A 13,194-nucleotide genomic window follows, 5' to 3' on the forward strand; every position below is an offset into this window, starting at 1 on the left:
TTTGAAGATTTTACTAGTAAGACCAAGGCCGCCGAAGGAAACTATAGGACTTCAAAGTGTAATGATTTGTGAGCCTCTAGAACTTGAATATTTAGTAGCTAATATTAAACCTTTAGGACATGAGATAGAAATTCTAGATATGATTCTAGAAAAGAATTCTTTAGAATATTATATAAAAAAATATAACCCTGAAGTAGTGGGAATCACTGGGTATATTTCTCATGTAAATGTAATTAAGAATTATGCAAAAGAAATAAAAGGGGTATCAAGGGCTATAAAAGTTGTGGTGGGAGGAGTTCATGCAGAAGTAGTACCTGAAGATTTTTTATCAGAGCACATTGACTATATAATAAAAGCTAATGGAATTCAAACTTTTATAAATATTATTAATTCCTTAGAAACACATGAGTGTTCTAAAATTCCGGGGACCTATGACGGTGAAACAATTGAGAAAGCTATGGATTTCAAATGGAAGCATCCAGATAGGAAAAGTGTAAGTAGGTATAGAAATAAATACTATTACATGTTCCATAATCCCTGTGCACTTATTAAAACTTCTTACGGATGTCCTTATAAGTGCAGTTTTTGCTTTTGTAGAAACATTACTGATGGGAAGTATTTTACCAGAGATTTAGAGGATATTGTATGTGAATTAAAAGATATTGAAGAAGAGGAAGTTTATATTGTAGATGATGACTTTCTTTTTAACAAGGAAAGGTTATTAAAGTTTGCAGAAATTCTTAAAGCTCACGGAATTAAAAAAAAGTTTTTAGTTTATGGAAGAGCAGATTTTATAGCTGAAAATCAACAAGTGATTGAAAAACTTTCAGAAGTAGGGCTTAGGGCTTGCATTGTAGGTCTTGAATCTTCAAGTGAGGAAGAGTTAATAAAATATAATAAAAAATCTGAAGTGAAATTAAATGAAAGAGCTGTTGAAATTCTTCAAAAATATGATATAGAATGTTATGCTACTTTAATACTAGGAATAGATTGGGGTAAAGAGGATTTTCACAGGTTATACCAGTGGATAAAAAAGCTTAATATAAGATTTGTTAACCTTCAGCCCTTCACTCCACTTCCAGGAACAGATTTATTTCAGCAGTATAAAAACCAGTTAATAGTAAAGCGAGAAGAGTATGAAAAGTGGGATTTAGCTCACATGACAGTGACCCCATCAAAGCTATCCATTAGAAGTTATTATTTCAATATAATAAAACTATATTACAAGATCATCATGAGGCCATCAAATGTATTATATATTATTAAGAAATATGGATTCCTAGAAACTTTGAAACTTTCTATTGGAAGTTCTAATATATCAATGCAATATATGTTAAAGGCTATTAGGGGGAAATAATCTTATGCAAGTCTTTAGGAGACAACGGGGTTAGTGCGGAATTTGGGTAAAATCTGAAAAATAGTCATATATTAGGTTCATATGTAGTGACTTGCTTTATGTATTTGGAAACCTTAAAAGCCATGGTAAAATTGACTAAGAGTTATGTAGTAACTTTGATTTTATAAATATAAATAAAATAGAAAAGGAAAGATGGTTAAATGAGAATTTTACTTGTTCGTCCTCCAAGAATTAAACAAGCTATTACTCTAGGAGAAATGATGTTTTGTGAACCTCTAGGACTTGAATGTCTATACAGAGTTCTAAAAGAAGATCACCGTGTTGAAATTTTAGATCTAATGGTAACTGGAGAAAATTTCTCAAGAACCCTTAAAGAATTCAATCCAGATATAGTAGGGATAACTTCTCTTTGTATAGATGTAAACAATGTTATAAGACTGGCAAAGGAAGCAAAGGAATTAAAACCTGGGGTAATTACCTTTGTAGGGGGAACTCAAGCTTATTTAAATCCAGAAGGATTTTTTACAAATCACATAGATCATGTGTTTAAATATACCACAACAGACAATTTGAAAAAGTTTATGCACATCATATCCAGGGGAATCGTTGAGCCTATAGATGGAATTCATAGTAAAGCTTTGGACTTTATAGGAACCAACGTCCATGGAAGAAATGAATATATGGTACCAGATAGAATAGCAACTAAAAAATATAGAAGTAAATATAGTTATTTAGGCTATAAACCCTGCGCTATAATGCAAACCTCTTTAGGTTGCAGCAAAAACTGTGATTTTTGCTTAAGGTGGAGAATTGAAGGTGCTAAGGAAAAGGATATTCAATTAGATTTGATAATAAAACAACTTAAGGAAATTGAAGAGCCGTCTGTTATGATTTGTGACAATGATTTTTTAAATGACGAAGAGAGATTAGAAAAATTTTGTGATTTATTAGAGCAAGAAGGTATAGTTAAGAATTTTATTTGTTATGGCAGTGTTCATAGTGTATTATCTCATCCACATACCATAAGTAGGTTAAAGGATAATGGGCTTAAAGCTGTCCTTGTGGGATATGAAACATTTAATAACGAGGAAATGAAAAACTACAAGAAAAAATCCACTGTAGAGGATAATATTAAAGCTAGCAAAATTTTAAAACAAATAGGTATTGATGTTTGGGCTTCTTTTATGCTTCACCCTGATTGGGATTTAAAGGATTTTAAATACATGAAAAGTTATGTAAGAAAGCTTAAACCAGAGATATCCACCTTTAGTCCATTGACCCCATTTCCTAATTTGCCAATGTATAAGGAGTATAAGGAAAGAGTTATATACAATCCTATGGAGTATGAGGCATGGAGTTTTGGCAAAGTAACTATAATACCTTCAAAAATGTCTTTAAGAAGATATTATTTTGAACTTTTAAGGTTTGTACTTTATATAAATATTAGAATGAATAGCACCTCCTATATGATAAAAAGATTTGGACCTGGTACTGTGCTTAGAATGGCAAAAGGGTCTTTTGGAGTAGTGAAGACCTATTTAAAACTTGTGATTACATCATAGTGAAGGAGAGAGTTAATGAAAAAAATATTACTAATTCAACCAACACCTTATGATAATGCTGGTAAACTCATAAAAAAAAAGAAACTATACTTCGTAGGACTTGCCTTACCACTTCTAGCTGCCTTAACACCAGAAGAGTACCAGGTGGAAATAATCTTAGAAACCATTGAAGATATAGATTTTGAAAATGATGCAGACATAGTTGCCATAAGTAGTATGGGACATGCAGTTATTAGAACTTTAGATATAGCAGCAGAGTTTAAGAAAAGAGGAAAAACAGTAATTTTAGGAGGTTACATGGTAAGTCTTATGCCTGATGAGGCAAAAAAGTATTGTGATGCAGTAGTTGTTGGAGATGCAGAGTCTGTTTGGGAAGATTTATTAAAAGACTATGAAAGTGGACAGCTTAAACCTTTATATAAAAAACAATTAACAACTTTACAAACACCAGTGCCGAGATATGACTTGATCCTAAATAAAAAAATAGGAGATTTTTTACCGGTGCAAGCAGGACGAGGGTGTCCAAACGCTTGTAGTTTTTGTTCAGTATATTGCCTTTATAAAACTAAATACTTCAGAAGAGAAATTAAAGATGTTATACGGGATATAAAGAAGGTGAAAAAACTTGGGTTTAAAAAGTTCCTTTTATTAGATGACAATATACTTTCAGATAGAGATTATATGTTTGAACTTTGTAGAGAAATAGAAAAGCTAAACATGCAATGGTTGTCTCAATGCTCTGTAAAAATTGGGGATGATGAAGAACTTTTAAAAGCTGTAGCTAAAAGTGGTTGTATAGCCTTAAGTTTTGGACTCGAAAGCATAAGCAAAGAAAGTCTAAATAGTATGAATAAAGCTTGGGAAAATCCAAAGGATTATCCAAGATTATTAAAGAAAATACAAAAGGCAGGAATAGATGTGTCCACAGAAATGGTAGTGGGTGCTGAAGGTGATACCTTAGAATCTATTAAGGCAACTAGTGACTTTATAAGAGATAATAAAATTGTGGTTCCTAGGTTCTACATTTTAACGCCTATTCCAGGAACGAAGTTTTATGAAGATATGATGAAAGAAAATCGAATTTGCAATCATAACATATATTCTTATAATGGAACAGAAACTGTACACATTCCTAAAAATATGACTCCACAGCAGCTCACAGAGGCCTATTGGCAACTTTACAATGATGTGTTTGCTGTAAGAAACATTATGGAAAGAACTATTTTTCATTCTGAGTTTTTCAAAAGACCTTTCACTTTCTTATTTTATTTGTCAGTGAATTTTTATTATCGACACCAAATTAAAAGAAAAATAACTCCTAATATTATCTGATTTAATTTCTATATATGTAATATAAAATAATTACAATTACTAACTAAATTAATTTTGAACTTGTTAGCTTAATATCTTAAAATAGTAAGTCTTTAATATTACACTTACTGTTGAAATTTAGCGTTTATAAATGGGATAAATAGTTAATATTTATATGATAAAGGCATAAGGAATTTACTATTTTAAGTAAAATTCCTATTGACTAATAAAATACACAGTGTTATATTTAGCTTGTGAATTTTACAACAATTTAATAAGTCTTCAGGGCGGGGTGTAAGTCCCCACCGGCGGTATAGCCCGCGAGCCGTAAGGCAGATTCGGTGTAACTCCGAAGCCGACAGTATAGTCTGGATGGAAGAAGAAAAATATAATATTACAGTACCCTTTTATATGTAAACTTAGGAATAGTTTACGTATTTTTGGCTATAGTATTATTAAAGTATAAGGAATTAAGCCCTGAGAATAAAATCTCAGGGCTTTTAATATTATAGGCACAATATGAGCTGTACCTAGGAAGGGAATGATTAAGTTGGATATTCAGTATATGAAAAGAGCTCTTAAACTTGCAGAAATGGGCATTGGCTTTACAAATCCTAATCCATTGGTAGGAGCTGTTATAGTGAAAAATGGAAAGGTAATTGGGGAAGGATACCATGAAGTTTATGGAAGCCATCATGCAGAAATAAATGCTTTTAAAAATGCCACAGAAGAGGTGAAAGGATCAACTATGTATGTAACCTTAGAGCCTTGTTCTCATTATGGAAAAACACCTCCTTGTGCAAGAGCAATTGTTGAGAAAGGAATTAAAAAAGTTGTTATAGGCTTAAAGGATCCTAATCCTTTGGTTAGTGGGAAAGGAATAAAAATTTTACAAGATGCAGGTATTGAGGTGGTCACTGGTGTCCTAGAGGAAGAAGGAAAAAAGCTGAATGAAGTTTTTTTAAAGTACATAATAACGAGTACTCCCTTTTGTGTTATGAAGACTGCAATGACTTTAGACGGTAAAATTGCAGCTTATACAGGAGACTCAAAGTGGGTTACAGGAGAGGCTTCAAGAAAATACGTACACGAATTAAGACATAGATTATCAGGAATAATGGTGGGAATTGGTACTGTTCTTGTAGATGATCCCATGCTTACTACCAGATTAGAAGGTGTAAACTCTAGGGATCCAGTTAGAATAATTGTGGATTCTTCAGCAAAAATATCTTTAGAGGCAAAGGTATTAAATCTTTCCTCAAATGCAAAGACTATAATTGCTACCACTGAGAAGGCAAATCAGGATAAAATACGTCAGCTTAAGGAAAAAGGCACAGAAATAATAGTTACTCCTTTAAAAAATAATAGTGTGGACTTAACCTACTTAATGAAAATACTTGGAGAAATGAAAATTGACAGTGTTCTCTTAGAGGGGGGAAGTAGGCTTAACTACTCAGCTCTAGAAGAAGGAATTGTGGATAAAGTCAATGCTTTTATTGCTCCAAAGATTATAGGTGGTGAAACTTCAAAAACTCCAGTGGGAGGAATTGGGAAAGAGTTCATGAAAGATGCGATAACTCTTAAAGAAATAAGGGTTCATCACTTTGGGCAGGACTTAATGGTAGAGGGATACATAGAAAAATAAGAAGACTAATTGAAGCATAGAGGTAAAGAAAAGTTTACTATATAAAAATGAATATAAGTAAAAGTACTTAGACAACTGAAGATTAAAAAACATAATTTCAAATAAACTTTTAATAAAGAATAAAAGTAAAAATAAAAAGCACATAGGTTAAATAAGTTTAATTTTAAAAGGAGGTGTAGCATTAATTGTTTACAGGGTTAGTGGAAGAAATAGGGGTAGTTGAAGCCATTTCTAAATCAACAAAATCAGCAAGAATCACTATAAAGGCAAATAAAGTCCTTGAAGAGGTAAAACTTGGGGACAGTATTTGTACTAATGGAGTATGTCTCACTGTAACATCTTATAGCAATAGTAAATTCACAGTAGATGCAATGGCTGAAACCATGAGAAGAAGCAATCTAAGAAACTTTTCTATTGGAGAAGAGGTAAACCTAGAAAGAGCTCTAAGAGTAGGTGATAGATTAGGTGGACATATTGTTTCTGGTCATATAGATGGCATGGGTACAATTTCAAGCTTTGAAAAAGAAGACAATGCAGTGTGGATAGCAATAAATACTTCAGAGGAAATACTAAAGTATATTGTGCAGAAGGGTTCAATAGCAATTGATGGGGTAAGCTTAACCATAGCTTATGTTGATAATAAGGTATTTAAAGTATCAATTATTCCACATACTAAGGATATGACAACCCTTCTTAGAAAGAAAGTTGGGGATGTGGTGAATTTAGAGTGTGATGTTTTAGGAAAGTATGTTGAGAAGTTTTTAGGTGCAAGGGAGCAAGCTCCAATAAATAAGGGCATAGATTTTAATTTTCTAAGTGAAAATGGTTTTGCATAATAGGGGAGGAATGAAAAATGAGTAAATTTAATACTATTGAAGAAGCAATTGAGGATATTAAGGCTGGAAAAATGGTGGTAGTAATTGATGATGAGGATAGGGAAAATGAAGGAGATCTTCTTATGGCAGCAGAGAAGGTCACGCCAGAAGCAATTAATTTTATGGCTACCTATGGAAGAGGATTAATTTGTATGCCAGTGGTGGGTGAAAGACTTAAAGAATTAGATATTTATCCAATGGTAAGTGAAAATACAGATTCCCATCATACAGCCTTTACTGTTTCTATCGATGCAGTTGAGACTACTACAGGGATATCAGCTTTTGAAAGAGCAGCTACAATAAAGAAGGTTTTGGACAAGGATACTTTACCTAAAGATTTTAAAAGACCAGGACATATATTCCCCTTAGAAGCTAAGGAGGGTGGAGTTTTAAAACGTGCAGGTCACACGGAAGCAGCAGTAGACCTTGCGAAACTAGCGGGACTTTATCCAGCGGGAGTTATATGTGAAATAATGAGTGAAGATGGTACCATGGCAAGGACTCCAGAACTTATGGAATATGTGAAAAAACATGATCTTAAATTTATAACTATAGCAGATTTAATTGCCTACAGAAGACAAACTGAGGTGTACATAAAAAGAATGGCAGAATGTAAGCTTCCTACAAAGTATGGTGAATTTAAGATGATTGGCTACGAAAGTACCTTAACAGGGGAACATCATGTGGCTTTAGTAAAAGGTGATGTAGGAAATGGAGAACCTGTTCTAATGAGAGTACATTCTGAATGCCTTACTGGAGATGCCTTTGGGTCATTAAGATGTGACTGTGGGCAACAACTTGCAGCTGCAATGAAGGAGGTTGAAAAAGAGGGAAGAGGAATAATTCTTTACATGAGGCAAGAGGGAAGAGGCATAGGCTTAATTAATAAAATAAAAGCTTATGCTCTTCAAGATCAAGGAATGGATACAGTGGAAGCTAACTTAGCCTTAGGTTTTGCAGCAGACCTTAGAGATTATGGTATAGGAGCTCAAATCTTAGTAGATTTAGGAGTTAAGAAGGTAAAGCTTATGACTAATAATCCTAAGAAAATGGCGGGACTTACTGGTTATGGCATAGAAATAGTTGAAAGAAAACCTATTCAAATGAATCACAATGAGAGAAATGAATATTACTTAAAGACCAAAAAGGAAAAACTTGGACATATGTTGGAGTTTAACAATAGCATAGAACAATAAATTATAAGGAGGAATAAAAATGAAAGTTTATCAGGGAAAATTAGTAGCACAAGGGTTAAAAATAGGTATTATAGTAGGCAGATTTAATGAGTTTATTGGAGGAAAACTTCTGACAGGAGCCATAGATGGATTAGTGCGTCATGGAGTAGAGGAAAATGCTATTGAGGTATCCTGGGTGCCTGGAGCTTTCGAAATTCCCCTAGTTGCAAAAAAAATGGCTAAATCTCAAAAGTATGATGCAGTAATTTGTCTTGGAGCAGTAATAAGAGGTGCAACACCACATTTTGATTATGTATCAAGTGAAGTTACAAAGGGTGTAGCCAGTGTTTCTTTAGAAACAGAAGTTCCTGTAATTTTTGGAGTATTAACTACAGATAGCATTGAGCAAGCAATAGAGAGAGCTGGTACTAAAGCTGGAAACAAAGGTTACGATGCTGCAGTTACAGCAATTGAAATGGCAAATTTACTTAAGGAGTTTTAGTAAGACTTAATACCATAATATTTAGAAAAGCAGTTAGTAAGCAGAGTTTTTACTAATTGCTTTTTATTATATATAGAATGTAATAAAGACACTGCATAAATATATCCAATTCTATTTTACATTCTCTTTAATATAAGTTGCTTAAATTTTTTCACATTTCAAAAGTAATATTGCAACTTATATGTTAAAACTATCAAACATAATTTTGAAGCATATATAACAGAAGTTATATTACTTATTATTTCACTTAAAGGCAAATATATAAGTTAATATTAATATTAGTATTTGTATTAGTAAACGTCTATACTTAAGGATAACTTAAACCTTCAGCTTATTTATGAATGTATAACTGTAAGTACGAGCTAATACAAACACTCCAAATAGTCAACAGGTACAGAAAGAGACTTTATACCATTTTAATATAATAAATCCAGCGTCTATTACTTTTATTTACATATAAGTTATTTTGTGATTAAATATATACTATATTACAAATATGGACAAGGTATTCGTGGGGATAATTGCTTAATACTGTGTCGAAGAAAAAATGGGGTGGCTATATGAATATGATTGATGAAAGAAAAGTTTTAGATTTTTATCTTGAGGAGATGGACAAGGACTCTATAGTGTTTTTAAAAAATAAACCTTGGTATAAGGAAGAAATAGCTGCAGAAGTTAAAAAACTCAAAGAAGAAAAGGAAATGCATAATAAGATAAAAATTTGCAAGAACTTATGGAAAGTTTTATTTGAAGCCTCCATGGGTTATATTGATCCTGATAGAAGAGGTTATGATGATTTATTTCAATACTTTGATGAGTATGTAAACTTCGAAGAGTTAATATTTGCATCAGATTCCTTCTATAGAGATCATACTATGCACTGTTTATGGGTTTATTTCTTAGGTGAATATATCTTTAAGAATGAAGAATTTAAGCCTTTTTTACATAGATATGGAAAAGAAAATGAAGGGTTTAAACAGTTCTGTGAAGTTGCTAAAAATAGTATACATAAGGATGTATTCAAGGGTTTTCTTGAGTTAGGTGAGCTTATGAATGAAAATGAAAATCTTTATGACTCTTTAAGATGCCTAGCAGCACTTACCCATGATCTTGGTTATCCAATAAAGAAAATAAACTCTATAAATAAAAACATAAAAGGTATTTTACCTCACTTTGGAATAAATAATTATAATGAATTTGACTTTAGTTATTCTGATATTCATGATAACCTAATTAAAGATTTTCTTAATCTAATGTGTTACGGCTTCAAGTTTATAGAGGATTCGGGAAAAAAAGCTGATAAGATATATGAAAAAATACTTATTCTTGATAAGTATGGAAATATAGTAGGCATAAAAGAAGAAGAGTTTCTAAAGCTATCAGAAGAAGATAAAGAAGTTTTAATGGAAAACGATGTTAACATAAATTTATCCTTCAATTATTCTAGTCATGTGAGATATTCAAAGGATTTTGAGAGCTATCAACATGGAATAATGAGTGCTTTTTTACTATTTAGAAAATTATCAGTATTTAATAATAAACAGTTTAGTTACGTGGACTATAAAACACTAATCGTAGATAAACACGACATTATTAGTCTAACCGCTTTATCTAACATTCTAGTAGCAATTACTGACCACACCAGCGATGGATTTCAAATCTGTGAAATTACAGGTAATTCATCTTTTCTTACCTTTATAGATGAACTTGAAGAGTTTTCAAGGATATCTAGGGCCAATCAAAATAGACAATATATAAATGAGTTTTGTAAATCTAATATTTATGTTCAGGATGAGTATTTAAACATTGATTTTACTTTTGACAATACTCAAATAGACAACTTAGATCCCGAGAGAGCCTTTAAGGGAAGATGTAAAAGGTTCCTCACATTATTTAATGTAAGAGAGTTAGATGATAATCTGAAAATTAGATTAAGATGTATTGGAAACTTACCTTATGATAATAATGTGTACATGCTGGAAATAAGAAAGAAGTTTGCTAATATTACTATAAATGGTGAGGAGAAGAGCATTCCAAAGTACTTAAAATCAAAACAGTTTTTCACTAAGGAAGAATACTCTCTTTAAGATAGTAAAATTTATTGAGGGTTATAGTTTAGATAAGCACTCTACAGATAATGATTAAAAAAAGTCTTTCAAATTTTTAGAATTATGATATAATAGTGTATGTGTGGATAAATTCACATGTACACTATTTTTTTAGAAATGGAGGGAGTAAGATGTCTGTTATTATCAGGTCTAGCATGTTAGAGTATTTAGCTACAGCACATGCTATTACAGCAATTTTTGGTCACTACGGGATAGGTGCGTCCAAAAATAGATATGTTGTAAGCCTGATAGTGTAGAATTTGCTCTCTTATAAATATAAGTATGTGATAAAAATTAATATAAAAAGTGATGATTGAATATTAATTTTACATATATTATGACAGAAGTGAGCCTCTAAGTATTCTACTTAGGGGTATTTTTATACCCTTTTACAAACTGTAAGGATTTCAACAAATGAATTTTATTATATAACTTAAGATTATTGAGAAAAGCTTATTAAGTTTTTCATAGGCAAAAATTCTGAGTTGTATGAAATTTTGGAGTGCATCAGGTAGGGTGGGCACAAAGAATCTTTACACAAATTTGAAAGGGGATTTTATTATGAATGAAAAATTACAACTAAGAAAAAATGTTTATAAAAATTATGTATATACTTTGTTACAAAATATAGATTTAACTCGAGGAATATGGATGATTTATCTAGCAAGCAAAGGAATGAGCCTAACTCAACTTGGCTTATTAGAAACCATATTTCATATTACATCTTTTACTATGGAAGTTCCAACTGGTGCAGTTGCAGATATCTTTGGAAGGAAGACCAGTAGAATAGTAGGCAGAATTATGTCATTGATTAGTGTGATAATCTTACTACTTGCTAACAGTTTTCTTTGGTTTTCCATATCCTTTATCTTTACAGCCCTATCCTACAATTTAGAATCAGGTGCTGGAGATGCCTTAATTTATGACTCCCTAAAGGAAATTGGAGAAGAAGAAACCTATATGAAAGTATCTGGTAGAAAAGAATTATTCTTTCAAGTAGCGGGAGTTGTTTCCTTTTTTCTGGGAGGATATTTAGCAACTAAGAGCTATAATATTGCCTTTCTTCTAACTATAGTAATTGCTATAATAACTATAGCTCAATCCTTTACTTTTAAAGAGCCAAATGTAGGTAGGGTAAAGTCAGTTCATGGTGACGAAAATATATTTATTAATCAGCTAAAAACTAGTTTGAAGATTATTTTAAGTAAACCTAAGATAGGATTTTTAATTATATTTACTCAAATTCTTATGGCCTTCTGCACCTGTATATTTTACTATCTTCAAAACTACCTTAAGGGTGACGGGTATAGTGAGGCTATAATAGGTATCATTTATGCAGTAAGCTCTTTAGGTTCAGCCTTAGTTTCAACCCAGGTTCATGCTATAGAGAAAAAGATTAAAGAGCAAGGAATACTTTTGATAACTCCACTACTAACTGTAGGGTGCATCTGGGGAATAACTCTTAGTAAATTTAACTATGTTTTCTTCGTGTTACTAATGATCACTGAAGGAATAATTTATGTTTCTATTAGCGATTATATAAATAAAATGATCCCTAGTGAAAACAGAGCTACTATTCTTTCCTTTGCTAGTATGGTATTTAGCTTTTTTATGATTACATTATTTCCACTCATAGGAGTTCTTGGAGATAAATATTCTTTAAATACTGCTTTTAAGTCCTTGGGAGCAATAGGAATAGCTTTTGTAGTGGCTAATAGCTATATTCTTTTAAAGAGAGATAAGAAAAAAGTTTATAGGAGTAGAGTTGAGAAAATTACTAGGGCAAAAGAGTAAATTTGTTTTATTTTACAGTGTAAAACTAGAGCACGAAAATTTATAGCATTGAAGATGAAAATTATTTTACTCATCTTCAATAGCCTTAAAAGAACCAAGATAGGTATAGTGTATAAGTTAAAGGTTCACCTTGACTTACCATAAAATAAGTGCTAATAAATACTAGAAGTCCTATTTAATTTGTCAGAAAATTTTTATATGAATTTAACTTTAAAGAGCTACCATAACCTAGTGATGGTGGAAGGGTAGCTCCTTTTAGTTTATAATATATAGTGAGGTGAGAGTATACATGTTTTATTTAGATGATTGTATTGGAATTATAACAAGTAGAGGAACAAAGCATATAATTGATGCTTTTAACAATAGATTAGCAGTTTATAATATTACAAGGGTTCAGTGGATAGCTCTTTATTACATAGGAAGAAATGAAGGCATAACTCAAAAGGAGCTATCGGAAGAAATGGATTTAAAGGAATCCACAGTTGCAAGGCTTATTGATAGATTAGAAAAAGAAAATACAGTACAGAGAATAAAAGATGCAAAGGATAGAAGAATATCTAAACTATACTTAACTGAAGAAGGGAAAGAAAAAAGGGAAGCTTTACTTCCAATTGGTGAAAATTTCTCTAATGAAGCAATAAAAGGTATTAGCGAGAATGATTTGGAGATCTTTAAAGAAGTATTAAATAAGATTGTAATTAATTTAATGGAAGAGCAAAAATAGCTACCTATAGTAAAATCATATATATCTATAGGTAATCATTTGAAAAAACTATATGATAAATTATTGTCAATACCACAAATTAGTGGTATTATCTATATAGATACTTGCCATAGCAACTATTAGTGTTGCAAGTAAATTAAG

General features: G+C 31.6%; 11 protein-coding genes and 1 riboswitch. All 11 genes read left to right on the plus strand.

Annotated elements, in window-relative coordinates; genetic code table 11:
* Window position 1 precedes the first annotated feature (1 nt).
* The gene (locus tag B3040_RS03225; protein WP_291570129.1) at window positions 2–1,357 is read left to right on the plus strand and encodes a B12-binding domain-containing radical SAM protein; all 1,356 of its coding nucleotides are present in this window, start codon (window positions 2–4) and stop codon (window positions 1,355–1,357) included.
* Between the two features lie 200 nt (window positions 1,358–1,557).
* Entirely contained in the window at window positions 1,558–2,919 is a 1,362-nt protein-coding gene (locus B3040_RS03230) for a B12-binding domain-containing radical SAM protein (protein WP_291570131.1), read from the plus strand.
* A 15-nt stretch (window positions 2,920–2,934) separates the two neighbouring features.
* A complete protein-coding gene (locus tag B3040_RS03235) occupies window positions 2,935–4,251 on the plus strand; it encodes a B12-binding domain-containing radical SAM protein (protein ID WP_291570134.1) in 1,317 nt (438 codons plus the stop codon).
* 253 nt (window positions 4,252–4,504) lie between these two features.
* Window positions 4,505–4,618, plus strand: a riboswitch (FMN riboswitch).
* A 153-nt stretch (window positions 4,619–4,771) separates the two neighbouring features.
* Complete coding sequence (ribD, locus tag B3040_RS03240; RefSeq protein ID WP_349679159.1) at window positions 4,772–5,875, plus strand: bifunctional diaminohydroxyphosphoribosylaminopyrimidine deaminase/5-amino-6-(5-phosphoribosylamino)uracil reductase RibD; 1,104 nt, start codon at window positions 4,772–4,774, stop codon at window positions 5,873–5,875.
* Window positions 5,876–6,060: 185 nt separating this feature from the next.
* On the plus strand, window positions 6,061–6,711 hold the full coding sequence (locus tag B3040_RS03245; protein WP_291570136.1) for a riboflavin synthase: 651 nt from the start codon (window positions 6,061–6,063) through the stop codon (window positions 6,709–6,711).
* A gap of 17 nt (window positions 6,712–6,728) precedes the next feature.
* Window positions 6,729–7,946, plus strand: coding sequence for a bifunctional 3,4-dihydroxy-2-butanone-4-phosphate synthase/GTP cyclohydrolase II (locus B3040_RS03250; protein WP_017416331.1), 1,218 nt, complete (start codon window positions 6,729–6,731; stop codon window positions 7,944–7,946).
* A gap of 19 nt (window positions 7,947–7,965) precedes the next feature.
* Window positions 7,966–8,427, plus strand: a complete 462-nt coding sequence (gene ribE / locus B3040_RS03255) for a 6,7-dimethyl-8-ribityllumazine synthase (RefSeq protein ID WP_291570139.1) — start codon at window positions 7,966–7,968, stop codon at window positions 8,425–8,427.
* 560 nt (window positions 8,428–8,987) lie between these two features.
* Window positions 8,988–10,514 carry a hypothetical protein gene (locus B3040_RS03260; RefSeq protein ID WP_291570141.1) on the plus strand — a complete coding sequence of 509 codons (1,527 nt, stop codon included), beginning with the start codon at window positions 8,988–8,990 and terminating at the stop codon, window positions 10,512–10,514.
* 152 nt (window positions 10,515–10,666) lie between these two features.
* The gene (locus B3040_RS03265) at window positions 10,667–10,792 is read left to right on the plus strand and encodes a hypothetical protein (RefSeq protein ID WP_017416333.1); all 126 of its coding nucleotides are present in this window, start codon (window positions 10,667–10,669) and stop codon (window positions 10,790–10,792) included.
* Window positions 10,793–11,096: 304 nt separating this feature from the next.
* On the plus strand, window positions 11,097–12,329 hold the full coding sequence (locus tag B3040_RS03270; protein WP_291570144.1) for an MFS transporter: 1,233 nt from the start codon (window positions 11,097–11,099) through the stop codon (window positions 12,327–12,329).
* A gap of 289 nt (window positions 12,330–12,618) precedes the next feature.
* The gene (locus tag B3040_RS03275) at window positions 12,619–13,053 is read left to right on the plus strand and encodes a MarR family winged helix-turn-helix transcriptional regulator (RefSeq protein WP_291570146.1); all 435 of its coding nucleotides are present in this window, start codon (window positions 12,619–12,621) and stop codon (window positions 13,051–13,053) included.
* Window positions 13,054–13,194 lie beyond the last annotated feature (141 nt).

This window comes from Clostridium sp. UBA4548 (genome assembly GCF_002387895.1).
Classification (GTDB): domain Bacteria; phylum Bacillota; class Clostridia; order Clostridiales; family Clostridiaceae; genus Clostridium_J.

Excerpts from the sequence above, each read along its gene's own strand:
- B3040_RS03270 (WP_291570144.1), top strand. The coding sequence starts at position 11,097 with ATGAATGAAAAATTACAACTAAGAAAAAATGTTTATAAAAATTATGTA.
- B3040_RS03230 (WP_291570131.1), top strand. The coding sequence starts at position 1,558 with ATGAGAATTTTACTTGTTCGTCCTCCAAGAATTAAACAAGCTATTACT.
- B3040_RS03260 (WP_291570141.1), top strand. The coding sequence starts at position 8,988 with ATGAATATGATTGATGAAAGAAAAGTTTTAGATTTTTATCTTGAGGAG.
- B3040_RS03235 (WP_291570134.1), top strand. The coding sequence starts at position 2,935 with ATGAAAAAAATATTACTAATTCAACCAACACCTTATGATAATGCTGGT.
- B3040_RS03275 (WP_291570146.1), top strand. The coding sequence starts at position 12,619 with ATGTTTTATTTAGATGATTGTATTGGAATTATAACAAGTAGAGGAACA.
- ribE (WP_291570139.1), top strand. The coding sequence starts at position 7,966 with ATGAAAGTTTATCAGGGAAAATTAGTAGCACAAGGGTTAAAAATAGGT.
- B3040_RS03265 (WP_017416333.1), top strand. The coding sequence starts at position 10,667 with ATGTCTGTTATTATCAGGTCTAGCATGTTAGAGTATTTAGCTACAGCA.
- B3040_RS03250 (WP_017416331.1), top strand. The coding sequence starts at position 6,729 with ATGAGTAAATTTAATACTATTGAAGAAGCAATTGAGGATATTAAGGCT.
- ribD (WP_349679159.1), top strand. The coding sequence starts at position 4,772 with ATGATTAAGTTGGATATTCAGTATATGAAAAGAGCTCTTAAACTTGCA.